At 61.5% G+C, this 23,019-nt stretch carries 23 protein-coding genes; 14 read left to right on the top strand and 9 right to left on the bottom strand.

The genetic code is table 11. From position 1 onward, the window contains the following. Window positions 1–268: 268 nt before the first annotated feature. Window positions 269–3,115, bottom strand: coding sequence for an RNA polymerase-associated protein RapA (gene rapA / locus CIB54_RS07255; RefSeq protein WP_065952024.1), 2,847 nt, complete (start codon window positions 3,113–3,115; stop codon window positions 269–271). 219 nt (window positions 3,116–3,334) lie between these two features. Between rapA and CIB54_RS07250 the strand changes: the two genes are divergently transcribed. Continuing rightward, window positions 3,335–3,676 (top strand): aspartate-semialdehyde dehydrogenase, encoded by a 342-nt coding sequence (locus CIB54_RS07250; RefSeq protein WP_065893415.1) that lies wholly within the window; start codon window positions 3,335–3,337, stop codon window positions 3,674–3,676. Here CIB54_RS07250 and CIB54_RS07245 read toward each other — a convergent pair. The 3 genes from CIB54_RS07245 to CIB54_RS07235 all read right to left on the bottom strand — a co-directional run bounded on the left by CIB54_RS07245 (window position 3,673) and on the right by CIB54_RS07235 (window position 6,284). Then, entirely contained in the window at window positions 3,673–4,854 is a 1,182-nt protein-coding gene (locus tag CIB54_RS07245; protein WP_101219300.1) for an aminotransferase class V-fold PLP-dependent enzyme, read from the bottom strand. The two genes, CIB54_RS07250 and CIB54_RS07245, sit on opposite strands and share 4 nt — an antisense overlap. Next, a complete protein-coding gene (locus tag CIB54_RS07240) occupies window positions 4,851–5,321 on the bottom strand; it encodes a RidA family protein (RefSeq protein WP_101219298.1) in 471 nt (156 codons plus the stop codon). Before CIB54_RS07240 ends, CIB54_RS07245 begins: the two co-directional genes overlap by 4 nt. 90 nt (window positions 5,322–5,411) lie before the next feature. Beyond that, window positions 5,412–6,284, bottom strand: coding sequence for a LysR substrate-binding domain-containing protein (locus CIB54_RS07235; RefSeq protein WP_065952021.1), 873 nt, complete (start codon window positions 6,282–6,284; stop codon window positions 5,412–5,414). 132 nt (window positions 6,285–6,416) lie between these two features. Between CIB54_RS07235 and CIB54_RS27435 the strand changes: the two genes are divergently transcribed. Together CIB54_RS27435 and ccoM are read left to right on the top strand one after the other, a co-directional pair. Continuing rightward, window positions 6,417–6,578: a hypothetical protein gene (locus tag CIB54_RS27435; RefSeq protein WP_090408332.1), complete on the top strand. Its 162-nt coding sequence runs from the start codon at window positions 6,417–6,419 to the stop codon at window positions 6,576–6,578. A gap of 143 nt (window positions 6,579–6,721) precedes the next feature. Further along, window positions 6,722–6,838: a cytochrome c oxidase subunit CcoM gene (gene ccoM / locus CIB54_RS27885; protein ID WP_017530457.1), complete on the top strand. Its 117-nt coding sequence runs from the start codon at window positions 6,722–6,724 to the stop codon at window positions 6,836–6,838. A gap of 168 nt (window positions 6,839–7,006) precedes the next feature. On the opposite strand, the gene CIB54_RS07230 is transcribed toward ccoM, so the two are convergent. From CIB54_RS07230 to CIB54_RS27260, 3 genes are all read right to left on the bottom strand, one after another. After that, window positions 7,007–8,482 carry an inorganic phosphate transporter gene (locus CIB54_RS07230; RefSeq protein WP_101219296.1) on the bottom strand — a complete coding sequence of 492 codons (1,476 nt, stop codon included), beginning with the start codon at window positions 8,480–8,482 and terminating at the stop codon, window positions 7,007–7,009. A 329-nt stretch (window positions 8,483–8,811) separates the two neighbouring features. Next, a complete protein-coding gene (locus tag CIB54_RS07225; RefSeq protein WP_003172389.1) occupies window positions 8,812–9,012 on the bottom strand; it encodes a hypothetical protein in 201 nt (66 codons plus the stop codon). A 292-nt stretch (window positions 9,013–9,304) separates the two neighbouring features. Further along, window positions 9,305–9,532 carry a hypothetical protein gene (locus CIB54_RS27260; protein ID WP_137201566.1) on the bottom strand — a complete coding sequence of 76 codons (228 nt, stop codon included), beginning with the start codon at window positions 9,530–9,532 and terminating at the stop codon, window positions 9,305–9,307. Here CIB54_RS27260 and pcaR point away from each other — a divergent pair. The 11 genes from pcaR (at window position 9,521) to pcaC (ending at window position 20,314) form a co-directional block, all read left to right on the top strand. Beyond that, window positions 9,521–10,363, top strand: a complete 843-nt coding sequence (gene pcaR / locus CIB54_RS07220; RefSeq protein WP_065886157.1) for a pca regulon transcriptional regulator PcaR — start codon at window positions 9,521–9,523, stop codon at window positions 10,361–10,363. The genes CIB54_RS27260 and pcaR overlap by 12 nt on opposite strands. A 144-nt stretch (window positions 10,364–10,507) precedes the next feature. Then, complete coding sequence (locus CIB54_RS07215; protein ID WP_101219294.1) at window positions 10,508–11,848, top strand: 4-hydroxybenzoate transporter PcaK; 1,341 nt, start codon at window positions 10,508–10,510, stop codon at window positions 11,846–11,848. A gap of 269 nt (window positions 11,849–12,117) precedes the next feature. Beyond that, entirely contained in the window at window positions 12,118–12,975 is an 858-nt protein-coding gene (locus CIB54_RS07210) for a CoA transferase subunit A (RefSeq protein WP_101219292.1), read from the top strand. Beyond that, on the top strand, window positions 12,975–13,754 hold the full coding sequence (locus CIB54_RS07205) for a CoA-transferase subunit beta (protein WP_101219290.1): 780 nt from the start codon (window positions 12,975–12,977) through the stop codon (window positions 13,752–13,754). The genes CIB54_RS07210 and CIB54_RS07205 overlap by 1 nt, the downstream gene beginning before the upstream one ends. Further along, entirely contained in the window at window positions 13,751–14,953 is a 1,203-nt protein-coding gene (gene pcaF, locus CIB54_RS07200; RefSeq protein ID WP_269801676.1) for a 3-oxoadipyl-CoA thiolase, read from the top strand. The genes CIB54_RS07205 and pcaF overlap by 4 nt, the downstream gene beginning before the upstream one ends. Window positions 14,954–14,971: 18 nt before the next feature. Continuing rightward, a complete protein-coding gene (gene pcaH / locus CIB54_RS07195; protein WP_101219286.1) occupies window positions 14,972–15,676 on the top strand; it encodes a protocatechuate 3,4-dioxygenase subunit beta in 705 nt (234 codons plus the stop codon). 1 nt (window position 15,677) lies between these two features. Then, on the top strand, window positions 15,678–16,244 hold the full coding sequence (gene pcaG, locus CIB54_RS07190; protein ID WP_101219284.1) for a protocatechuate 3,4-dioxygenase subunit alpha: 567 nt from the start codon (window positions 15,678–15,680) through the stop codon (window positions 16,242–16,244). A gap of 188 nt (window positions 16,245–16,432) precedes the next feature. Continuing rightward, a complete protein-coding gene (locus tag CIB54_RS07185) occupies window positions 16,433–17,728 on the top strand; it encodes an MFS family transporter (protein WP_065932817.1) in 1,296 nt (431 codons plus the stop codon). A 10-nt stretch (window positions 17,729–17,738) separates the two neighbouring features. Next, window positions 17,739–19,103 (top strand): 3-carboxy-cis,cis-muconate cycloisomerase, encoded by a 1,365-nt coding sequence (locus CIB54_RS07180; protein WP_101219282.1) that lies wholly within the window; start codon window positions 17,739–17,741, stop codon window positions 19,101–19,103. Window positions 19,104–19,113: 10 nt separating this feature from the next. Then, window positions 19,114–19,905, top strand: a complete 792-nt coding sequence (gene pcaD, locus CIB54_RS07175) for a 3-oxoadipate enol-lactonase (RefSeq protein ID WP_101219280.1) — start codon at window positions 19,114–19,116, stop codon at window positions 19,903–19,905. 10 nt (window positions 19,906–19,915) lie between these two features. Next, entirely contained in the window at window positions 19,916–20,314 is a 399-nt protein-coding gene (gene pcaC / locus CIB54_RS07170; protein ID WP_065952012.1) for a 4-carboxymuconolactone decarboxylase, read from the top strand. Between the two features lie 18 nt (window positions 20,315–20,332). Here the strand turns inward: pcaC and CIB54_RS07165 are convergent, their stop codons facing one another. Together CIB54_RS07165 and CIB54_RS07160 are read right to left on the bottom strand one after the other, a co-directional pair. Further along, window positions 20,333–21,994, bottom strand: a complete 1,662-nt coding sequence (locus CIB54_RS07165; RefSeq protein WP_232790532.1) for a M91 family zinc metallopeptidase — start codon at window positions 21,992–21,994, stop codon at window positions 20,333–20,335. Between the two features lie 103 nt (window positions 21,995–22,097). Next, window positions 22,098–22,997, bottom strand: coding sequence for a polysaccharide deacetylase family protein (locus tag CIB54_RS07160; protein ID WP_065952011.1), 900 nt, complete (start codon window positions 22,995–22,997; stop codon window positions 22,098–22,100). Between the last annotated feature and the right edge of the window lie 22 nt (window positions 22,998–23,019).

Here is a 23,019-nt window from a genome sequence, read left to right as displayed (position 1 = left end):
ATGGGCCATCCATGGCCCAGTGCGGCTAACCCGGCGTCCTGCCGGGTTACCCACGGATTCAAGCCTGCGGTCGGCCAGCGTGGTTTAACGGGGCGCCTGAGATCAAGATCAAAAGCAGATCAAGAGCAAGAGCGGCTCGCTTCGCATCGTGGTTAGCGTTGGCGGCTGTAGGCTGCGAAGTTGTGTAGATACCTATGCGCCGATGAGCCCCTTAAGACATAAAAAGGCCCGCAGTGTGTGCGGGCCTTTCTTTTTCAGCAGGCAGTGATCAACCCGCCACCAGCACTCGAATCGCTTCCAGTCGCAACGCCGCCTTGTCGAGCATGGCCAGGCCTTGCTCGCGCTGGTTGCGCAGGGCCACCAACTCGCTGTCGCGTACGGTCGGGTTGACCGCCTGCAGCGCGGTCAAACGCGCCAGCTCTTCGTCGGTGTCGGCCGCCAGGCGACGCTTGGCCTCGGCCACGCGCTCGGCGTGACGCGGGGCGATCTTCTCTTCGCCGGCGTTGATGCGCGGCGTCAACTGGTCGCGCTGGGCCTGCACGAATTTGTTGGCGCTGGCCCGCGGCACGCTTTCCAACTGGTCGTTCAAGGTCACGAACGACACGCGGCCGGACAGGTCATTGCCGTTGGCATCCAGCAGGCAGCGCAGGGCTGCCGGTGGCAGGTAGCGGCCCAGTTGCAGCGAGCGCGGGGCAACCACTTCGCTGACATACAGCAGTTCCAGCAAGACGGTTCCCGGCTTGAGCGCCTTGTTCTTGATCAGCGCCACGGCGGTATTGCCCATGGAGCCGGACAGCACCAGGTCCATGCCGCCTTGCACCATCGGGTGTTCCCAGGTGATGAACTGCATGTCTTCACGCGACAGCGCCTGGTTGCGGTCGTAGGTGATGGTTACACCTTCGTCGTCGCCCAGGGGGAAGCTGGCGTCGAGCATCTTTTCGCTGGGCTTGAGGACCAGTGCGTTTTCCGAATGGTCTTCGCTGTCGATGCCGAAGGCGTCGAACAGGGTTTCCATGTAGATCGGCAGGGCGAACTGGTCGTCCTGCTCGAGGATGTCCTCGACCAGCGCATCACCTTCACCCGCGCCGCCGGAGTTGAGTTCCAGCAAACGGTCGCGGCCGGTGTGCAGCTCCTGTTCCAGGCGCTCGCGCTCGGCGCGGGCTTCGTCGATCAGGGCCTGCCATTGCCCGTCGTCGGCGTTTTCCAGCAGCGGCAGCAGGCGTGGGCCGAACTGATGCTGCAAGGCGTTGCCGGTCGGGCAGGTATTGAGGAACGCGTTCAGGGCTTCGTGGTACCACTGGAACAGACGCTCTTGCGGGCTGGTTTCCAGGTACGGCACGTGCAGTTCGATCACGTGTTTCTGGCCGATCCGGTCCAGACGGCCGATGCGCTGTTCCAGCAGGTCGGGGTGGGACGGCAGGTCGAACAGCACCAGGTGGTGGGAGAACTGGAAGTTGCGGCCTTCACTGCCGATTTCCGAACAGATCAGTACCTGGGCGCCAAATTCTTCATCGGCGAAGTACGCTGCGGCGCGGTCGCGTTCGAGGATGTTCATGCCTTCGTGGAACACCGTGGCCGGAATGCCGGAGCGTACGCGCAGTGCGTCTTCCAGGTCCATGGCGGTTTCGGCGTGAGCGCAGATCACCAGGACCTTGGTGCGCTTGAGCATTTTCAGCTGATCGATCAGCCACTCGACACGCGGGTCGAAGCGCCACCAGCGGTGCTCTTCCTCGATGTCCGGTTGTGCCTGGAAGCTGACTTCCGGGTACAGCTCGGCGTGTTCGCCCAGCGGCAACTCCATGTATTCGTCCGGGTTCGGCAGCGGGTAGGCGTGCAGCTTGCGCTCCGGGAAGCCTTGCACGGCGGCGCGGGTGTTGCGAAACAGCACGCGGCCGGTGCCGTGGCGGTCGAGCAGCTCACGCACCAGGCGCGCGCTGGCTTCGGTGTCGCCATCGTTGACGGCGGTCAGCAAGGCTTCGCCTTCGTTACCAAGGAAACCCTGGATGGTCTTGTGCGCGGCAGGCGACAAACGGCCCTTGTCCAGCAGCTCCTGCACGGCTTCGGCCACCGGGCGGTAGTTCTCGCTCTCGGCGCGGAAGGCGTGCAGGTCGTGGAAGCGGTTCGGGTCGAGCAGGCGCAGGCGCGCGAAGTGGCTGTCCTGGCCCAGTTGTTCCGGGGTGGCGGTGAGCAGCAGCACGCCGGGAATCACTTCGGCCAGTTGCTCGACCAGCGAGTACTCGGCGCTGGCCTTGTCTTCGTGCCACACCAGATGGTGGGCTTCGTCGACCACCAGCAGGTCCCAACCGGCAGCGAACAGCGCGTCCTGGGCCTTCTCGTCGTCCACCAGCCATTCCAGGGCGACCAGCGCCAGTTGGGTGTCTTCGAACGGGTTGGTGGCATCGCTTTCGATAAAGCGTTCTTCGTCAAACAGTGCAACCTGCAGGTTGAAGCGGCGGCGCATTTCCACCAGCCACTGGTGCTGCAGGTTTTCCGGGACCAGGATCAGCACGCGGCTGGCACGGCCCGAGAGCAACTGGCGATGGATCACCAGGCCCGCTTCGATGGTCTTGCCCAGGCCCACTTCGTCGGCCAGCAATACCCGTGGTGCGATACGGTCGGCGACTTCGCGGGCGATGTGCAGTTGGTGCGCGATGGGTTGCGCACGCACGCCGCCCAGGCCCCACAGCGAAGACTGCAGCTGGCGGCTGGTGTGTTCCAGGGTGTGGTAGCGCAGCGAGAACCAGGCCAGCGGGTCGATCTGCCCGGCGAACAGGCGGTCGCTGGCGAGGCGGAACTGGATGAAGTTGGACAGCTGGGTTTCTGGCAGGGTGACCTGCTCGTTCTGCCCGTTGAGGCCGTGGTAGACCAGCAGGCCGTCGACGTCATCGACTTCCTGTACGGTCATTTTCCAGCCTTCGAAATGGGTGATGCTGTCACCCGGCGAAAACCTCACGCGGGTGAGGGGCGCATTCCGTAGCGCATACTGGCGAGTGTCGCCAGTGGCCGGATAGAGCACGGTCAACAAGCGGCCGTCCTGTGCCAGAACGGTGCCTAACCCCAGCTCTGCTTCGCTGTCACTAATCCAGCGTTGCCCCGGTTGATACTGCTGCGCCATGCTGCCTGACTCCCGCCGTGAAAAAGCCGACTATCTTAACGGAACAAGGCCCCATGCCCAAGGACTCTGACGAAAACTACTGGGTTGGTGTGCACGCCCGCCGGCTAAATCGACGGGTGGCGGGCACTCACAACTGTCGACTGGGTCACAGCTTGGCGAGCGAACGCTCAAGTCGCCCTGAGGCGCGCCGACAGCCTGTTGATCAGGAGAATCAAGATTATGTTGCCACCCATGCTGCCCGTCAGTGTCGTGCCGGTCACGTCGCAACTCGATCCGGTGCGCCAGAAGCCGGATATCCCGCCCGTTGTGCCGGTTCAACCGGGCTCCAACGAGAGCACCATCGACCTGAAAAAGGGCGATGCGGAGCAATCGACCTTTCTGCTGCGCGAAGAACAACGCCGCCAGCAAGAGCAGCAAAAACGTCAGCGTGAAGCCGGCGACGACCCTGAGCAGCACCTGCCGATTCCCGGCGATCTGCTCAACGCCGACAACACCGTTCCCGTGGCGCCGCTGATTGAAGACGCACCGCGCCAGGGCTTGTGGGTAGACATCGAGGTTTAGTCGCGCAGTGCTCGCAAGGCCCCCAGCAGTAACTCGCAGTCCCGGTCGTCGTTGAATGGGCTGACGGAGATTCGCGCAATGCTGTTCAACCCGCGCGCCTGCATGTCCAGTGGTGTGTAGGCCACACCGTTGGCGCCGATGTTGATGCGCTGCAAGCCCAGGCGCTGCTTGAGTTCGAAGGCGTCCCAACCGCTCAGGTTGAAGGCGATCAGTCCGGACTGAAGCGTGCCCACGTCATGCAAGGAAATCCCCGGGATCTGGCGCAGCCCTTCGCGGATTCGCGCGCTGGTGCGCGAGACGCTCTCCCATACCGCTTCTATCCCCAGTTGGTTGATCTCCTGCAAGGCATTGCCGAGTCCGGCCAGCAAGGCAAAGGACGCTTCGCTGGTCTCGAAGCGCCGCGCGTCGTTGCGCAAATCGAAACCGGCGGCGGTCCAGGGAGCTGAAAACACATCGCGCTGGGCAGGATTCAGGCGCTGCAAAAACGCCGGCCTTACATACAACAGTGCTGTGCCCCGTGGCCCGCGCAGGTGCTTGCGGCCGGCGCACTTGAGCACATCGCAGTGCAGCGCCTGCACATCCACAGGCACCTGGCCGAGCGCCTGTCCAGCGTCGATAAAGTAGGGGATGGCGTGACGCCGCGCCACTTCGCCGATGGCCTGGGCAGGGTTGATCAGCCCACCGTTGGCCGGTAGCCAGGTGAGGTTGATCAACTTCACGTCGGCGTCAATCATCGCCTCCAGTGCCACCGGGCACACTGCGCCGGCCGCATCGCAGGGGATGACGTCGATTCGAGCACCTGCTTGCACGGCCATGGCCATGCTCGCCAGGTTACCGCCCCATTCATGCCGGCCCACCAGGATGCGGTCACCCGGCTGCCACGGTCCCAGGGCCTGGAACGCCAGGTTCCACGCCGTCGAGCCACTGCTGGCGAAGGCAATCGAGGACGCAGGCGCATTGAGCAATTGCCCGGCGGCGCGACGGGCCTGCTCCACCAGCAGGGCGCCATGCTCGCCAGCTTCCATCGGACCGTCCTGGGCTTCACGTTGCAGTTGCGCGACGATGGCGTCGAGGGTGGCCTGGCTGGGCAGAGACGCGCCGGCATGATTGAAGTGCACGATGCCGGCCCGGCAGCCAGGCGTGGCCGCTCGCAGCTGTCGGATGTCCAGCGGGGTCACGGTTGCAACTCGAAAATGGCGTCAACCTCCACGGCCACGCCTGCTGGCAAACTGCTCACGCCGACAGCAGTGCGCACATGCTGGCCTTTGTCACCGAGGGCGTTGACCAGCAGGTTCGACGCGCCATTGGCGACCACGCTCTGGCGCTGGAAATCGGCGTTGCAGGCGATGAATACCCCCAGCTTCACGATGCGCACCACGCGCGACAGGTCATCGCCCAGGGCATCGCTCAGTTGCCCGAGCAGGCCCAGCGCCGCGAGTTCTGCCGCCTGCGCGCCTTGTTGATCATCCAGCGTGTCGCCCACGCGACCGACGTAGGCGGGCGTGCCATCGAGCAGGGGAATCTGCCCGGAAATGAAGAGTTGGTTCCCGCTGACGACATGGTTGATGTAGTTGGCCGCCGGTTGGCTGGCAGTCGGCAGTGTCAGGCCAAGGGCGTGAACGCGTTGACGGATGGAGTCGCTCATCATGCAACCTCTTGAGGGGTGAGGTTCCAGCATGTTGGCTGCACCGGTGGCCGACAAACGGATAGATCTCAACCGACGCATCGAAAAAAATCATGCGTCGGCGCAGGTTGCCTGCAGCCACTGACTGAAACATGTCGCCGCTTCGCTCAGCGGACTGTGGGGCGTGATCAGCCAATAGCCGATCTCACTGTGGTACGGCGGCCAGTCGAACGCCTCCACCAGGCTGCCGTCGCGAAGCTTGCGTTGGATCAGGCGATGGCGGCCCATGGCGATTCCCTGGCCGGCCACGGTGGCTTCGACCACGATGTTGTAGTCATGCAGCATCACGCGAGGGTGGCGCTCAAGGTCGACCTGATAATGCTGCGACCAATCCGTCCACTCGAACGGGCGGTGTGAGGTGGCCATCAACAGCGGGCTATCCTGCGATTGGCCGGCCTTGAAGGCCGGGCTGCATACCGGTGACAGGGTTTCGGTCATCAGTCGCGTGGCGTGCACGTCGGGCCAGTCGCCCTTGCCGTAACGGATGGCCAGGTCAACCTCGGCACCGGCGACGTTGGCCAATTGAATGGCGGGCAGCAATTCAACCTGGATATGCGGGTAGCGATCGAGAAACCCGGCCAGACGCGGCGCCAACCACAGCGTGGCAAAGGACGCCAGCAAGCCGACGCGCAACAGGCTCGGGCCGGGAACTTCTTTTTGGTGGCGGGTGGCGGTTGCAATGGCATCAAGGGCCGGGCGGATTTCGTTGTAGTAATGCTGGCCGTCCACCGTTAGATCTATCGCACGTGTGCGCCGGATAAACAGCGGTTTGCCCAAGTGTTGCTCAAGTTTCTGCACCTGGTGGCTCAGGGCGCTCTGGGTCACCGACAACTCATTTGCCGCCTTGATAAAGCTCAAGTGCCGCGCCACAGCCTCAAAGGCGCGCAGGGCCAGCAACGGAGGAAGGTCCTTGTGCAGTGCCACCGGGTTGCGTCTCCTGGGGAGGAAGGGAAGTGCCGATTCTGGTCGATGCCCTGCCTTTTGTCGCCCGCTGATTTGCCGTCGGGCGCGGGAGACCGCATTATTGGGCACTCCCGCCATAACGTAAGCCAAGCCATGAGTGACGACGACAAGCTGATCGACCTGAATGCCGAACGCGCCAAGCGCGTGCATGACCTCAATGACAAACGCCTGAACGAAGTGCGCCAGGCGTTTGAACAGGCGATGCCCCTGGGTAAAGCCAAGAAGAAGTCGAAGAACAAGCCGAAAAAACGTTGAATCAACTTGCCTGGATTGATCCAGGTCAGTTATTGCCCTTCTTTACGCCCCGTCGCGGGCGACATTGATCCCCGTCAATTTTCCATTGCGCCTTCTCCATTAACTTAGCCCTATCGCAACAGGGCGAGTGCAGGAGGCCGGTCATGTTTATCGATAATGTGGTATTTGCCGGAGTGCTGACCGTAAGCCTCATGGTGCTGTTTTTTGTAGGATTTGGATTTTTTATCTGGAAAGACGCAAACAAGCGTAAAAAACCTTAGGTTTTTCCGGATTACAGGGCACGCAAGGCATTTTGGGCGACTTCGGTCGCCCTTTTTTTTGGCCGATCGTTGGCCGATCATTCCCATGCAGGGCGTGGGAACGATCATCAGGCCATAAAAAAAGGTGCGATTCTCGCGAATCGCACCTTTTTTATTGCAGGCGACTAATCAGTTGCCCAGCGCCCAGGACGCCAGCCAGAACAACCCGGCCGAGAGGCCTACGGTTGCCGGCAAGGTCAACACCCAAGCCATCAGGATAGTCTTGACCGTACCGCCTTGCAGACCGCTTTTGTTAGCGACCATGGTACCGGCCACGCCAGAAGACAACACGTGGGTGGTGGACACCGGCAGGGCGAAGATATTGGCAAAGCCGATCATGGTGGCGGTGGTGATCTGTGCCGACATGCCTTGGGCATAGGTCATGCCTTGCTTGCCGATCTTCTCACCGATGGTCAGCACCACGCGCTTCCAGCCGACCATGGTGCCCAGGCCCAGGGCCAGTGCGACCGCGAGAATCACCCAGAACGGTGCGTACTCGGTCGTAGCGGTCAGGTCCTTGCGCAGCTTGTCGAGGTCGGACTTTTCACGCGCATCCAGGCCAGGCAGCTTGCCGACTTTCTTGGCGGTATCGTCCAGGCAGAGCAGGTAACGACGTACTTCAATGCGCTGGTCGGCACTCAACGCGTGGTAGTCGGAAACACCTTTGAGCGTATCAACGAGCGCGTTGATAGTCGGCTCGGTCTGCTGCGGGTTGCATTGGAACTTGCCCGGCAGATCGTCTTTCACGCTTTTGCCCAGGGCCAGGAACTCGCCGAGGGTGGCATTGTTGCGCTGGTAGAACTGGCTCAAATGCACGGTGGCGTCGCGGGTACGTTCGATCTGGTAGGTGGTGCTGCCCAGGTCGAGCACGAACTGCGCCGGCACGATACCGATCAGCACGAGCATGATCAGGCCGATGCCTTTTTGCCCATCGTTGGAGCCGTGCACGAAGCTGACAGCCATGGCCGAAATCACCAGCACCAGGCGGTTCCAGAACGGCGGGTGCTTCTTGTCGTCAAGCTTGCGGCGCTGGTCCGGGGTCTTGTGCATCTTCGACAGCGGGCGCCACCACTTCAGGCCGATCAGCACCAGGGCTGCGACGAGAAAGCCGGCCATCGGCGAGAACACCAGGGACGCACCGATATCGATCGCTTTCTGCCAGTTCACACCGTCAGCCAGGGGAATATCGTTGATCAGGGCGTTGGCCAGGCCCACACCGAGGATCGAGCCGATCAGCGTGTGGGAGCTGGAGGCGGGGATACCGAAGTACCAGGTGCCCAGGTTCCAGGTGATTGCCGCCGCCAACAATGAGAAGACCATTGCCAAACCATGGCCGGTGTTCACATTGATCAGCAATTCCACCGGCAGCAGATGCACGATGGCGTAGGCGACACCTACACCGCCGAGCAACACGCCAAGGAAGTTGAACACCCCGGAGAAGAACACCGCCAGGTGCGGCGGCATGGCTTTGGTATAGATGACTGTGGCCACCGCGTTAGCGGTGTCATGAAAGCCATTGATGAACTCGAAGGCGAGGACAAAGGCCAGGGCGAGCAACAGGCTCACTAGAACCCAAGCATCCAGTCCGCTGAATAAATCGATCATGAAGGTTTTCTGACCCGGTCGTAAGGGGGCGCGATTATGCCAGAAAACCTCAGTAATCGATGCATTAGCTGCTCATCGGTAACAATCTAGCTTGAAAAAAACCGGGCTGTGCAGGCGCATCCCAGGGTTTTCGGGGCTTTGGCAAGTGGTTGATTTGTAAAGCCCGGGCGCGAAAAAACGCGGTTTCGACACGAAAATGTCATGTGTGAAACATTTGTATGAAATTTCGTTAGCAGCAGTAGGGCGCCGACCAGTGGCTTTGAAGGGCGATGCCCTTCGCAGGCGATGGCCGGCACAGACCGTAAAGCCTGGAGGCTCAACGCACAGCCCTAGGGCTCTTCGGCTTTGAGTTCCTGCTCGATCTTCTGGATTTCCTGGGCGAATGCCTGGTCCAGCAGGCTGGCGCGCTTGCGCCATGGCTTACGTTCCGGCTCAGGCTGGGCGGCGTAGGTGGTGACTTCCCCGCCGTAAACGTCCTTGTAACGTTGCTCCTGGCGCTCAAGTTCCGCGCGCAGTTCATCTTTCGTCACAGTGTTACCTAATTGAGTTGGGTTTAATAAGGGTACAACTTCAAGCCAGAAGGCGCCGCGGGTATACCTACTTGAACAGACGCCCTGTCCAAGTTTAAGTAGGGACCTGAGATCGCTTTTTCAATCCACTGCTTTAATCGACCATGCGCACGGAATGCGGCGCCGGGCGAGCTCCGATCCCAATAGCTGAATTGGGCTGACCTCTGTACAGGCTGCATTATAGCGACGCATTTGAAGAACGCTATCGGCATAAAGTTAAAAAGCCTCAACTTCATGTGCGAGTTTTGTTACATCACAACCTAAGTGTCGGCTGAACATATACCTCAGGCAGCCGTTTTTTACCGAGCAACGCGCTGCGGCAGGCTTGGCAGCCGAGAATTGCGATAATCGAATGATCGTCCGATAATCGCCCAATGTTGCCGCCCTTGCCTTGTGCATCGCTAAGCGTGCAGCTAGTAATAGCAGCCAGCCCTTCTGTGGTTGAAAACAAGAAAAAGGATCCCTGGAAATGAACGATCAATTGCGCAACTCCTTCGCGTCAGTGGCGCCGCCGATCGTGGCATCACCCGCCAAGCGCATCCAGGCGTTCACGGGTGATCCGGACTTCATGACCTCCCTGGCCCGTGGCCTGGCCGTGGTGCAGGCGTTTCAGGAGCGCAAGCGTCACCTGACCATCGCCCAGATCAGCCATCGCACCGAAATTCCGCGTGCCGCCGTGCGCCGCTGCCTGCATACCTTGATCAAGCTGGGGTATGCCACCACCGATGGCCGTACCTACTCGTTGCTGCCCAAGGTGCTGACCCTTGGCCACGCCTATTTATCGTCGACCCCCTTGGCCGTGTCGGCCCAGCCTTATCTGGACCGCATGAGCGAACAGCTTCACGAAGCCTGCAATATGGCGACCCTTGAAGGCGACGACATTCTTTATATCGCCCGTTCGGCCACCACTCAGCGCCTGATTTCCGTTGACCTGTCCGTGGGTGGACGCTTGCCGGCGTACTGCACCTCCATGGGCCGCATTCTGCTTGCTGCCCTGGATGATGCCTCGTTGCAGGATTACCTTGACCACGCCGATCTGCAAACCAAGACCAGTCGCACCTTGACCACGCCCGAAGCGTTGTTCGAATGCCTGCAACAAGTGCGTCAGCAGGGCTGGTGCATCGTCGATCAGGAGCTGGAGCAGGGCCTGCGTTCAATTGCCGTACCGGTTTACGACGCCTCGGGCCAGGTGCTGGCCGCGCTCAATGTCAGCACCCATGCCGGGCGGGTCAGCCGCAGCGAGTTGGAGCAGCGTTTCCTGCCGAGCATGCTCAGCGCCAGTCGCGAGCTGAGCATGCAACTGTTTGCCTGAGTGTTCGGTGACCGCACAGAACCCGGCGTGATCAATTGACGCTGTTTCCCCTGGCTTATTAATGTGCGGCAGCGCTTCAGGGCGCGCTCCAATAATAATCGCGACCCCAGGTCGCTGGCCCGCCATCGGTGTGGAATAAAAATAATGAATCAGCCATCTGTCGGTTCTACCCTGGACGTGCAGTCCTTCATCAATACCCAGCCGTTGTCTCGTTACCAATGGCGCGTGGTGATCCTGTGCTTCCTGATTGTCTTCCTCGACGGCCTCGACACCGCCGCCATGGGCTTTATCGCACCCGCGCTGTCCCAGGACTGGGGCATCGACCGCGCCAGCCTCGGCCCGGTGATGAGCGCCGCGTTGATCGGCATGGTGTTCGGCGCGCTGGGTTCCGGCCCGCTGGCCGATCGCTTCGGGCGCAAAGTGGTGCTGGTGGGCGCGGTGCTGGTGTTCGGTGCCTTCAGCCTGGCTTCGGCCTACAGCAGCAATGTCGACCAACTGCTGGTGTTGCGTTTCCTGACGGGCCTGGGGCTGGGCGCCGGCATGCCCAACGCCACCACGCTGCTCTCCGAATACACCCCCGAGCGGCACAAGTCGCTGTTGGTGACCAGCATGTTCTGTGGCTTCAACCTGGGCATGGCCGGTGGCGGGTTTATCTCGGCCAAGTTGATCCCGGCCTTCGGCTGGCACAGCCTGTTGCTGATCGGTGGCATCCTGCCGTTGATCCTGGGCGCGGTGCTGCTGGTGTGGTTGCCGGAGTCGGCGCGTTACCTGGTGGTGCGCAACCGTGGCACTGACAAGGTACGCAAGGCCCTGTCACCGATTGAACCCGGCATTGTCGCCCAGGCCACTCACTTCAGCGTGCCGGAACAAAAGACCGTCAAGGCGCGCAACGTGTTCGCGGTGATTTTTTCCGGCACCTACAGCGCCGGCACGCTGTTGCTGTGGCTCACCTATTTCATGGGCCTGGTGATTGTTTACCTGCTCACCAGCTGGCTGCCAACCCTGATGCGCGACAGTGGCGCCAGCATGGAGCAGGCCGCCTTTATCGGTGCCTTGTTCCAGTTTGGCGGCGTATTGAGCGCCGTCGGCGTGGGCTGGGCGATGGACCGGTTCAACCCGCACAAAGTGATTGGCACCTTCTACCTGTTGGCGGGGGTATTTGCCTACGCGGTCGGGCAGAGCCTGGGCAATATCACGCTATTGGCGACTCTGGTGCTGATTGCCGGCATGTGCGTCAACGGTGCGCAATCGGCGATGCCTTCGCTGGCTGCGCGCTTCTACCCCACCCAGGGCCGCGCCACCGGCGTGTCGTGGATGCTCGGCATCGGCCGTTTCGGTGCCATTCTCGGTGCGTGGATGGGCGCTACCTTGCTGGGACTGGGCTGGAACTTCGAGCAGGTACTGACGGCGCTGGTGATTCCGGCGGGGTTGGCCACGGCAGCGGTGCTGATCAAGGGCATGGTCAGTCACGCCGACGCGACCTGACGTCTGGCAGGGTTGAAAATGTGGGAGGGGGCTTGCCCCCGATTACGGTGGGTCAGCTTGATAATTGCTGACTGATACACCGCCATCGGGGGCAAGCCCCCTCCCACATTGGATCATCTGCGCCCAAGAGTCAGCCCCGCAACAATTCGTTCGATAATCGAACACTGAGTCGATTATCGGATTGTTCGGCCCATCCCCCCGGCTTAATCTTCAAGCACTTCGGCGCCCCCCTCAGCGCCTTTTTCGATCAACACCGGGAGCCCAACCCCATGGCTGAAATTCTCACCCTGCGTGATGCGGTCAAGCGCTTCGTGAACGATGGCGACACCGTCGCCCTCGAAGGCTTCACTCACCTGATCCCCACGGCCGCAGGTCATGAAATCATTCGTCAGGGCAAGAAAGACCTGACGCTGGTGCGCATGACGCCTGACCTGATCTACGACCAGTTGATCGGCGCCGGCTGTGCGCGCAAGTTGATTTTCTCCTGGGGCGGCAACCCGGGCGTGGGCTCCCTGCATCGTCTGCGCGACGCCGTGGAAAAACACTGGCCGCAGCCACTGGAGATCGAAGAACACAGCCATGCCGACCTGGCCAACGCCTACGTCGCCGGCGCCTCCGGCCTGCCGTTTGCGGTGCTGCGTGCCTACGCCGGTTCCGATTTGCCCAAGGTCAACCCGCTGATCAAGACCGTCACGTGTCCGTTTACTGGCGAGGTGCTGGCGGCCGTCCCGTCGGTACGCCCGGATGTGACGGTGATCCACGCGCAGAAGGCCGACCGCAAGGGCAACGTGCTGCTGTGGGGCATCCTCGGCGTGCAGAAGGAAGCGGCCCTGGCGGCCAAGCGCTGCATCGTCACCGTCGAGGAAATCGTCGATGACCTGAACGCGCCGATGAACAGCTGCGTATTGCCGACCTGGGCCCTGACCGCCGTGTGCCATGTGCCCGGTGGCGCGCATCCGTCCTACGCCCACGGCTATAACGAACGCGACAACCGTTTCTACCAGGCGTGGGACCCGATTGCCCGCGACCGTGGGACTTTTACCGCCTGGATCGACGAATACATCCACGGCACCGCCGACTTCAGTGAATTCCAGGCCAGGTTGGTCACCGCGCAGGAGGCCAAGTAATGACTTACTCCACGAATGAAATGATGACCGTCGCCGCCGCGCGCCGCCTCAAGAATGGCTCGGTGTGCTTCGTCGGCATCGGCCTGCCGTCCAAGGCAGCCAACCTGGCGCGCCTGACCTCGTCGCCTGACGTGGTGCTGATCTACGAGTCTGGCCCGATTGGCGCCAAGCCATCGGTGCTGCCGCTGTCCATCGGCGACGGTGAGTTGGCGGAAACCGCCGATACCGTGGTGCCCACCGGTGAGATCTTCCGCTACTGGCTGCAGGGCGGGCGCATCGACGTCGGCTTTCTCGGCGCGGCTCAGGTCGACCGTTTCGGCAACATCAACACCACCGTGGTCGGCGATTATCACCAGCCCAAGGTGCGTTTGCCGGGTGCCGGCGGCGCGCCGGAAATTGCCGGTTCCGCCAAAAGCGTATTGATCATCCTTAAACAGTCGTCCCGTTCGTTTGTCGACAAGCTGGACTTCATCACCTCGGTCGGCCACGGCGAAGGCGGCGATTCACGCAAACGCCTGGGGCTGCCGGGCGCCGGTCCGGTCGGCATCATTACCGACCTGTGCATCATGGAGCCGGAAGCGGGCAGCCATGAGTTCGTGGTCACTGCGTTGCACCCTGGGGTGACCCGCGAGCAAGTGGTCGCGGCGACCGGCTGGGCCGTTCGTTTTGCCGACCAGATCAAGGTGACCGCCGAACCGACTGAGGTTGAGCTGAGCGCCCTGCGTGACCTCGAAGCACGCACCGCCGCCGCCCATGGCCAAGCGCCGGGAGAAGCCTGATGCGCGATGTCTTTATCTGTGACGCCATTCGCACCCCCATCGGCCGCTTCGGCGGTGGCTTGTCCACGGTGCGCGCCGATGACCTGGCGGCCTTGCCGATCAAGGCGCTGATGGAACGCAACCCAACGGTGGAGTGGAGCGCCGTGGATGAAGTGTTCCTCGGCTGTGCCAACCAGGCCGGCGAAGACAACCGTAACGTGGCACGCATGGCGCTGTTGCTGGCGGGCCTGCCGCAGAGTATTCCCGGTGTGACCCTCAACCGCTTGTGCGCCTCGGGCATGGACGCTGTCGGTACCGCCTTTCGCGCGATTGCCAGCGGCGAAATGGAGCTGGCGATTGCCGGCGGCGTCGAATCGATGTCCCGTGCGCCGTTCGTGATGGGCAAGGCCGATGCGGCGTTTTCACGCACCATGAAGCTCGAAGACACCACCATCGGCTGGCGTTTTATCAACCCCTTGATGAAAGCCCAATACGGCGTCGACGCGATGCCGCAGACCGCCGATAACGTTGCCGACGACTACAATGTTTCGCGCGCCGACCAGGATGCCTTTGCCCTGCGCAGCCAGCAACGTACCGCTGCCGCGCAGGCCGCCGGCTTCTTTGCCGAAGAGATTGTGCCGGTGCGGGTGGCCCATAAAAAAGGCGAAACCTTTGTGGAGCACGATGAGCATCCACGGGACACCACCCTGGACGCTCTGGCCAGACTCAAACCGGTCAACGGCCCGGACAAGACCGTCACCGCCGGCAACGCCTCGGGCGTCAACGATGGCGCTGCCGCGCTGATCCTCGCTTCTGCAGAGGCTGTGAAGAAACACGGTCTCACTGCCCGCGCCCGTGTGTTGGGCATGGCCAGTGCCGGCGTCGCCCCGCGCGTGATGGGGATCGGCCCGGTGCCGGCGGTGCGCAAGCTGGTGGAGCGCCTCGGTCTGGCGGTCACTGATTTTGACGTGATCGAACTCAACGAAGCCTTCGCCAGCCAAGGCTTGGCGGTGTTGCGCGAGTTGGGTATTGCCGATGACGCGCCGCAGGTCAACCCCAACGGCGGCGCCATCGCCCTGGGTCACCCACTGGGCATGAGCGGCGCACGGCTGGTACTGACAGCCCTGCACCAGCTGGAAAAAACCGGCGGCCGCAAAGGCCTGGCGACCATGTGCGTGGGCGTGGGCCAAGGCCTGGCCCTGGCGATTGAACGCGTCTAACAACAGAGGATTTGCTCCATGAAAGACAAGCCCGGTTACCGGCGCCCGCACGCGGGCACTCAACCTGACTACCTGCACCCGGCCTACCAGTCGACGAACTTGCGTTCGCCGTCGCAACCGTTGGTGTTTCTGCCCCATTCCTTGTCGGAAATCACCGGCCCCACCATCGGCGCCGAGCGCATCAGCAAGAACGACAACGACCTGACCGCCCAGCATGAAGGTGAGCCCCAGGGCGAACGTATCATCATTCACGGGCGGGTGCTGGACGAGAACGGCCTGCCGGTGCCGGGCATCCTCGTGGAGATCTGGCAGGCCAACGCCGCCGGTCGCTACAACCACAAGCGCGACCTGCACGATGCGCCGCTGGACCCGAACTTCACCGGCACCGGGCGTACCGTCACCGACGCCGAGGGCTGGTACCAGTTCCAGACCATCAAGCCTGGCGCCTATCCGTGGGGCAACCACCACAACGCCTGGCGCCCGGCGCATATTCACTTTTCGCTGTTCGGACCCAGCGTGCTGACGCGGCTGGTCACGCAAATGTATTTCCCCGGCGACCCGCTGCTCGAATACGACCCGATCTACAACTGCGTGCCGGACGCCAGCGCCAAGCAACGCCTGATCGCAAGCTTCGACCTGGAAAAAACCATTCCTGCCTATGCCCTCGGCTACCGCTGGGACATCGTCCTGCGCGGCCGCGACGCCACGCCGATGGAGAAATGAGATGAGCCTTTACGCAACCACGTCCCACACCGTCGGGCCGTATTACCACATCGGCCTGACCTGGCTGAACCGCGAAGACCTGACGGTCGCCGCCACCCTGGGCGAACGCGTGGCAATCAGCGGGCAGGTGGTGGACGGCAACGGCGATGTGGTCAACGACGCCATGCTTGAGGTCTGGCAGGCCAACGCCGCCGGCAAGTACGACCACCCGGAAGACGAGCAGGACAAAGCGCTGGATCCCAACTTCGAAGGCTTTGGCCGCGTGCCGGTGGATGCCGAAGGGCGCTTTCGCTTTACCACGATCAAGCCGGGCAGTGTGCCGGGGCTTCAAGGCACGACCCAGGCGCCGCATCTGGTGGTGCTGGTGTTTGCTCGTGGGTTGGTGAAGCACTTGCTGACGCGGATTTATTTTGACGGTGAGGCGTTGAATGGGGATGACCCGTTGCTGGCGTGTGTGCCGGCGCAGCGTCGCGGTACGTTGATTGCCAAGCAGGATGCTGCGGGGGTTTATCAGTGGAATGTGGTTTTGCAGGGGACAGATAAGGAAACGGTGTTTTTCGATTATTGAGTGGGCTGTAGGGCCCTATCGGGGGCAAGCCCCCTCCCACACTTGAATGTATTCACAAATCAAAATGTGGGAGGGGGCTTGCCCCCGATGGGGCCCTCCCAGGCACCACCTACCCAAAAGTCTGCTTGCATGAAACGGTTGTTGCAAAGTATGTCTAGGCTATAACCGTTCCCATTGAGTAAAAAACCATGACCACAAAAACCAGTCACTACACCGGAGAAGAGCGCAGCAAACGGATTTTTGCGATTGTCGGTGCTTCCTCCGGCAATCTGGTCGAATGGTTCGACTTTTACGTCTATGCCTTCTGCGCCATTTACTTCGCCCCGGCCTTTTTCCCCTCGGACGACCCCACCGTCCAACTGCTCAACACCGCCGGCGTGTTCGCCGCCGGGTTCCTGATGCGTCCGATCGGCGGCTGGCTGTTTGGCCGGGTGGCCGACAAACATGGCCGCAAGAATTCCATGATGATCTCGGTGCTGATGATGTGCGCCGGTTCCCTGGTCATCGCTTTCCTGCCGACCTACAAGGATATCGGCGCCTGGGCCCCGGCGCTGCTGCTGGTGGCGCGGCTGTTCCAGGGGTTGTCGGTGGGGGGCGAATACGGCACCACGGCGACCTACATGAGCGAAGTGGCGCTCAAGGGCCAGCGCGGTTTCTTCGCCTCGTTCCAGTACGTGACCCTGATCGGCGGGCAACTGCTGGCGGTGCTGGTGGTGGTGATCCTGCAACAGATCCTCACCGAAGAAGAATTGCGTGCCTGGGGCTGGCGCATTCCGTTCGTGATCGGCGCCATTGCGGCGGTGATCTCCCTGTTGCTGCGCCGCACCCTCAAGGAAACCACCAGCAAGGAAATGCGCGAAGACAAGGACGCCGGCAGTATCGTCGCGCTGTTCCGTGACCACGGCAAAGCGTTCATTACGGTGCTGGGCTACACCGCCGGTGGCTCGCTGATTTTCTATACGTTCACCACCTATATGCAGAAATACCTGGTGAACACCGTCGGCATGCACGCCAAGACCGCCAGCTACATCATGACCGGCGCGCTGTTTCTGTACATGTGCATGCAGCCGCTGTTCGGCATGCTCGCCGACAAGATTGGCCGGCGCAATTCCATGCTCTGGTTCGCCGGCCTGGGCACGCTGTTCACGGTGCCGATCCTGCTTACCCTGAAAACCGTGACCAGTCCGTTCCTGGCTTTTGTGCTGATCACGCTGGCACTGGCCATCGTCAGCTTCTATACCTCCATCAGTGGCCTGGTCAAAGCCGAGATGTTCCCACCCCAGGTGCGTGCATTGGGCGTGGGCCTGGCGTATGCCGTGGCCAACGCGGTGTTCGGCGGTTCGGCGGAAGTGGTTGCGCTGAGCCTGAAGTCCATCGGTATGGAAAACACCTTCTACTGGTACGTCACCGCGATGATGGCCGTGGCGTTCCTGTTCAGCTTGCGCCTGCCGAAACAGGCGGCGTACCTGCATCACGATTTGTAAGGGATGAGTTATGACACTGCGCACGAGCAACCAACTGTTCGACGCCTACTTCACCGCCGACAGCATGGCCGAAGTGTTCTGTGACCAGGGCCGATTGCAGGGCATGCTGGATTTCGAGGCCGCGCTGGCCCGGGCCGAGGCCCAGGTCGGGTTGATCCCGCAGGCCGCCGTGGCGCCGATTGCCCAGGCCTGCCTGGCATCGCTGTATGACGTGGATACGCTCAGCGTGGCGATTGCCACGGCGGGCAACTCGGCGATTCCATTGGTCAAGGCGCTGGGCAAGTTGATTGCCGCTGAAGACGCCGGGGCCGAGCGTTATGTGCATCTGGGGGCAACCAGCCAGGATGTGATGGACACCGGCCTGGTGGTGCAATTGCGCCGCGCGCTGGAGCTGATCGAAGCGGACCTGGCGCGCCTGGGCGATGTATTGGCGTCCCAGGCGCAGCGGCATGCATCGACACCTCTGGTCGGGCGCACCTGGCTGCAGCATGCCACGCCCGTCACCCTGGGCATGAAGATCGCCGGCTGGCTGGGCGCGGTGACGCGCAGTCGCCAGCGCCTGGTGGAATTGAAACCGCGTTTGCTGGTGCTGCAGTTTGGCGGTGCGTCGGGCACCCTGGCTGCGCTGGGCGAGCAGGCCATGCCGGTGGCGCAAGCCTTGGCCGCCGAGTTGCAACTGAGCTTGCCCGAGCAGCCGTGGCACACGCAACGTGATCGTCTGGTGGAGTTTGCCAGCGTGCTCGGCCTGATCGCCGGCAGCCTTGGCAAGCTGGGCCGCGACATCAGCCTGTTGATGCAAACCGAAGCGGCGGAAGTGTTCGAGCCCTCGGCGCCGGGCAAGGGCGGCTCTTCGACCATGCCGCACAAGCGCAATCCGGTCGGCGCCGCCGTGCTGATCAGCGCCGCGACCCGTGTGCCCGGTCTGGTGGCGACGATGTTCAGTGCCATGCCCCAGGAGCACGAACGCAGCCTGGGGCTGTGGCACGCCGAATGGGAAACCTTGCCGCAGATCTGCCGATTGGTCTCGGGAGCACTGGAACAGGCGCTGCTGGTCAGCGAAGGGCTGGAGGTGGATGCCGAGCGCATGGCCCGCAATCTCGACCTGACCCAGGGCCTGGTGCTGGCCGAAGCTGTCAGCAGCGTGCTTGCCCAACGCCTGGGGCGTGAAACCGCGCACCACTTGCTGGAGCAGTGCTGCAAACGCGCGGTCGCCGAGCAGCGCCATTTGCGTGCCGTGCTGGCGGATCAGCCGCAGGTCACCGCCGAGTTATCCTCGGCCGAACTGGACCGTCTGCTCGACCCGGCCAACTACCTCGGCCAGGCCCCTACCTGGGTCAGCCGCGCCGTGACTGAACACTTTGCATTGACCGCGTAAGGAGACCACTGTGGCTTTCGTACAACTCGCCGAGGGCGAACTGCATTACCAACTCGATGGGCCCGCCGATGCACCGGTACTGGTGCTGTCCAACTCCCTGGGCACTGACCTGCATATGTGGGACATCCAGGTGCCGGCATTCACCCAGCATTTTCGCCTGCTGCGCTTTGATACCCGCGGCCATGGCAAATCCCTGGTCACCGAGGGCCCCTACAGCATCGAACAACTGGGTCACGATGTGATCGCGTTGCTGGATGCGCTTGATATTGACCGCGTGCATTTTTGCGGGCTGTCCATGGGCGGGTTGATCGGCCAATGGTTAGGCATCAACGCCGGCACGCGGCTCAATCGTCTGGTGGTCTGCAACACCGCCGCCAGGATCGGCACGCCTGAGGTGTGGAACCCGCGTATCGAAATGGTATTGCGCGATGGCGCGGCGGCGATGGTTGCACTGCGTGATGCCTCGATTGCACGCTGGTTCACCGCCGATTTTGCCGCCGCCAACCCCCACCAGGCCGAGCAGATCACTGCCATGCTTGCGGCCACTTCGCCCCAAGGGTATGCCGCCAACTGCGCGGCGGTGCGCGATGCGGATTTGCGTCATCAGTTGGCGTCGATCAAAGTGCCCACCCTGGTGATTGCCGGCACGGAAGACGCGGTGACCCCGCCAGCCGGCGGACACTTTATCCAGAACCATGTAAAGGGCGCCGAATACGCCGAGTTCTATGCGGCGCATCTGTCCAATGTGCAAGCCGGCGCTGCGTTCAGCGACCGCGTGATTGAATTTCTGCTGGGCCGCTGAGGAGCTTTTCGTGGACGAGAAACAACGTTATGCCGAGGGTCTGCAAGTGCGCCGCGAAGTGCTGGGCGACGCCCATGTGGAGCGCAGCCTCAATGCCCTGACCGAGTTCAATAGCGAGTTTCAGGAAATGATCACTCGCCATGCGTGGGGAGACATCTGGACCCGCCCAGGCTTGCCACGTCACACCCGCAGCCTGATCACCATCGCGATGCTGATCGGCATGAACCGCACCGAAGAGTTGAAGCTGCATTTACGTGCCGCCGCCAGCAACGGCGTGACCCGCGCCGAGATCAAGGAAGTGCTGATGCAGAGCGCGATCTACTGCGGGATCCCGGCGGCCAATGCGACGTTCCACTTGGCCGAATCGGTGTGGGATGAGTTGGGCGTGGAGTCGCGAGGTTCGGCCTGATAGGCGGTGGCCCTGTTTCTAATATTTTTTTCTGAGGGGCAGTTGCAGTTCCTCTCTCAATGCGTTTTCAGTGAACGGCTTGGGGTTGGTCGTGGTGGGTTGCGCAGATGGCCTGTTGATGAAGTTGAACGGCGGCGCGTCGGTGGGTAAGCCAACCGCCTGGTGTTCAACATCGCGTTCACCGGAGAGTTTATGCGGCACCCTTGTTCTCCCGGGTAGCATGCTGCCGTTGGCTCCGTTATACGCATGGGCCATCTCATGGTACAGCGTGACGATGGGGCCACTAACATCAGGGAGCGAAAAGGAGGGGTTGTAATGTATTTCGCCTGCGGTCGCGACATCCCCGGGTCGATTGTAAGTAACCTCTCCCCAGTCGGCTGGAGTTAATCCTTCCAGGTCGTATGTGGTGAACACGCCGCCGAAGTTTTGTCCCTTCCATTTGTCTTTAGGGTTTACTTCATCAGGTCTGTCCGTGGAAAAATGTTTTCTCAGTTTCAAACTGTTGAAGTGATAAGAACCGTTATTGACTTTGGTTTCTTTGATCAGCGTCGGAGCATCATTACGGTTCGCTGCCGCGTCCGCCTCAGCTAACATCTGCTTGCCTGTCGGCGAGAAACGTAATAAGTCAAGATCATCTTTTACGGTCTGTACAAACTCTTCAGAACCTTCGACGGTATACCCACTGTGTCCCACCTCCTTGAAGGTCGTGTGAGTCAGTGTGGAGCCCGGGGTACGATGAACTTCGTCCGTGGGTTTGGCATAAATTACGCTGTCGTCGCTGTGCGTCCGAACAATGTTTTTATCGCGTCCGGTGTATACGGTGGCCTTGCCGTGGGTAACGATAAGGTTCTCGCCCTTACCCCCGTGTAAAATAGTCGGGTTATCAAGGGTGTTCTTGGTGACAATCATGAAGTCGTGACCGTCTCCTCCGTCCATGTACAGACTACTCCCCTTAGTCCGTTCGCCAGCTTGCATGCGGTCATTGCCATTATTGCCCCTGAGCACGCCATTACCGGTACCGGCGATCATCAGATCCTCGCCGTCACCCCCGAACGCTATGCCCTGGCCACTGCCGAGCTTAAGCGTATCGTTGCCTGATCCACCGCGCAGGGTGGTATATCCTGAGCCAGCCTGGGCGTAATCGTTACCGTCCCCTAAGTCGATGTCTACGGGGAATTTCACATCAGCGTCGACAAGCACACAGTCGTCGCCCCCGTTTGTTTTAATACGCAGGCTGTAGACTTCGCTTTCTTCGGAGTAAATCTTATTGAGTTGGTAGGGTTTATCATTGACTGTGACGATTATGCTCTGGTCGGGACCGTCTTTTATTCTGATACGGTCATTGGCATTGCCTGTTTCAATCACCACTACTAAGTCTTCGGCTAAGTGGGGTTTTCTATGCAGGCTGTTGATGGTTGTTTCATGACTTATTTTTACATGCTTGTCGTGTCGCAGCACTTCAGCGTTGATGTATTTCTCTTTGTACCGATGAACCGGTTTTTGGTCTGGGGCGAGTCGTGAGTTTGCGTTGAACCTCAGGCGTCGATCGTTGTTGGCGTGAGGGTCGCTCACACTAGGAATATTAATCATCGTCGCCGTTGGAGCGCCAGAGGCTTGAAAGGTTGGCGAAAGTAAGGGATCCGTCATTGGTATGGGCGGGGAGGGCGGTTGGGTAATCATTGTCTACCTGGGCATGAAGAGTTGCGTTCCTCTTTGGTGGCAAGTATTGATGTAGGGTTCCTGATATCTATTTATACCTGCACATCCAATTGTTGCGGGGCGCTTAGTGGGCATCGGCGTCCCACAGCCAATTCCACACCCCTGGCAGATGCACCGGCTCGTTCATATCCTGGACCGTGCGGGCCAGCGCTGCGCGTTGCAGGGTGGCGGTGTCGGTGTAGAAGGGCGTGGCGGCGGTCTTCAGGCCGTTGATGCGGGCGCTGTCCATCAGGATCTGCAGGTACTCCTGCATATGCCGTGCGGTGTAGCGGTTGATGTCATGGAAGGTCACCACCACCGGTACCACGCCGTCCACCGTCGGCAACTCACCCGCCGCGATGCGCTCACGCACCACTGACAGCTGCCGGTACAGGTTGGCGCGGCGGCGTGGGCTGCCATTGAAGCCCCAGATCTTGCCGTCGTTGGCACTCAGGTCGGTCAGCAGGACCTGCATGCCGTGGCGTCGGTAGGCGGCGAATGTGCGGTGGTCGTAGTTCCAGAACGGTGGCCGCACCAGCAGGGGCGGCGTGCCGGTGATGGCGGCGATGTCCGCGGCGCCCTGGGTCAGGGTGCGTTCCAACTCGGCGTCATTGAGCCAGCGATGATTGGTATGAAACGCCGTCGCCGTGTGGAAGGCCAGGACATGGCCGGCGGCATGTTCACGCACCATGGTCTTGCGGCCCCGCGCGCTGCCCCCTGAACGGGCGGCTTCGGTCTGTAGAAAGAACACCGCCTTGATCCCCGGCGATACCGGGTTATCGGCCAGATCGGCCACCACCGAGCGGCTCGGGTTGTTGTAGCCCGAGGCGCTGGGGCCGTCATCGAAAGTCAGCAGAAAACGGATCGGCGCCCGGGCTTGCAGGCGTTGCTCGGTCTGCGGCGTCAGGGCAATGGGCGAACCGATACAGCCGCCCAGGCTCAGGGCCAGGGCAAACACTGCGATTGCTGGGACGAAGGTTTTCATGCTGTGCGCGGGCCCGAATGAA

It is taken from the genome of Pseudomonas fluorescens (assembly GCF_002837185.1).
Classification (GTDB): Bacteria; Pseudomonadota; Gammaproteobacteria; order Pseudomonadales; family Pseudomonadaceae; genus Aquipseudomonas; species Aquipseudomonas fluorescens_AM.
The sequence above is the reverse complement of the archived record's forward strand: the minus strand, read 5'-3'. Positions and strand labels throughout refer to the sequence as shown.

Coding starts and splice junctions, on each gene's coding strand:
- CIB54_RS07250 (WP_065893415.1), top strand. CDS start 3,335: ATGTTGCCACCCATGCTGCCCGTCAGTGTCGTGCCGGTCACGTCGCAA.
- rapA (WP_065952024.1), bottom strand. CDS start 3,115: ATGGCGCAGCAGTATCAACCGGGGCAACGCTGGATTAGTGACAGCGAA.
- pcaH (WP_101219286.1), top strand. CDS start 14,972: ATGAAAGACAAGCCCGGTTACCGGCGCCCGCACGCGGGCACTCAACCT.
- CIB54_RS07215 (WP_101219294.1), top strand. CDS start 10,508: ATGAATCAGCCATCTGTCGGTTCTACCCTGGACGTGCAGTCCTTCATC.
- CIB54_RS07230 (WP_101219296.1), bottom strand. CDS start 8,482: ATGATCGATTTATTCAGCGGACTGGATGCTTGGGTTCTAGTGAGCCTG.
- CIB54_RS07165 (WP_232790532.1), bottom strand. CDS start 21,994: ATGATTACCCAACCGCCCTCCCCGCCCATACCAATGACGGATCCCTTA.
- ccoM (WP_017530457.1), top strand. CDS start 6,722: ATGTTTATCGATAATGTGGTATTTGCCGGAGTGCTGACCGTAAGCCTC.
- pcaG (WP_101219284.1), top strand. CDS start 15,678: ATGAGCCTTTACGCAACCACGTCCCACACCGTCGGGCCGTATTACCAC.
- CIB54_RS07185 (WP_065932817.1), top strand. CDS start 16,433: ATGACCACAAAAACCAGTCACTACACCGGAGAAGAGCGCAGCAAACGG.
- CIB54_RS07205 (WP_101219290.1), top strand. CDS start 12,975: ATGACTTACTCCACGAATGAAATGATGACCGTCGCCGCCGCGCGCCGC.
- pcaR (WP_065886157.1), top strand. CDS start 9,521: ATGAACGATCAATTGCGCAACTCCTTCGCGTCAGTGGCGCCGCCGATC.
- CIB54_RS07210 (WP_101219292.1), top strand. CDS start 12,118: ATGGCTGAAATTCTCACCCTGCGTGATGCGGTCAAGCGCTTCGTGAAC.
- CIB54_RS07160 (WP_065952011.1), bottom strand. CDS start 22,997: ATGAAAACCTTCGTCCCAGCAATCGCAGTGTTTGCCCTGGCCCTGAGC.
- CIB54_RS27435 (WP_090408332.1), top strand. CDS start 6,417: ATGAGTGACGACGACAAGCTGATCGACCTGAATGCCGAACGCGCCAAG.
- CIB54_RS07240 (WP_101219298.1), bottom strand. CDS start 5,321: ATGAGCGACTCCATCCGTCAACGCGTTCACGCCCTTGGCCTGACACTG.
- CIB54_RS07180 (WP_101219282.1), top strand. CDS start 17,739: ATGACACTGCGCACGAGCAACCAACTGTTCGACGCCTACTTCACCGCC.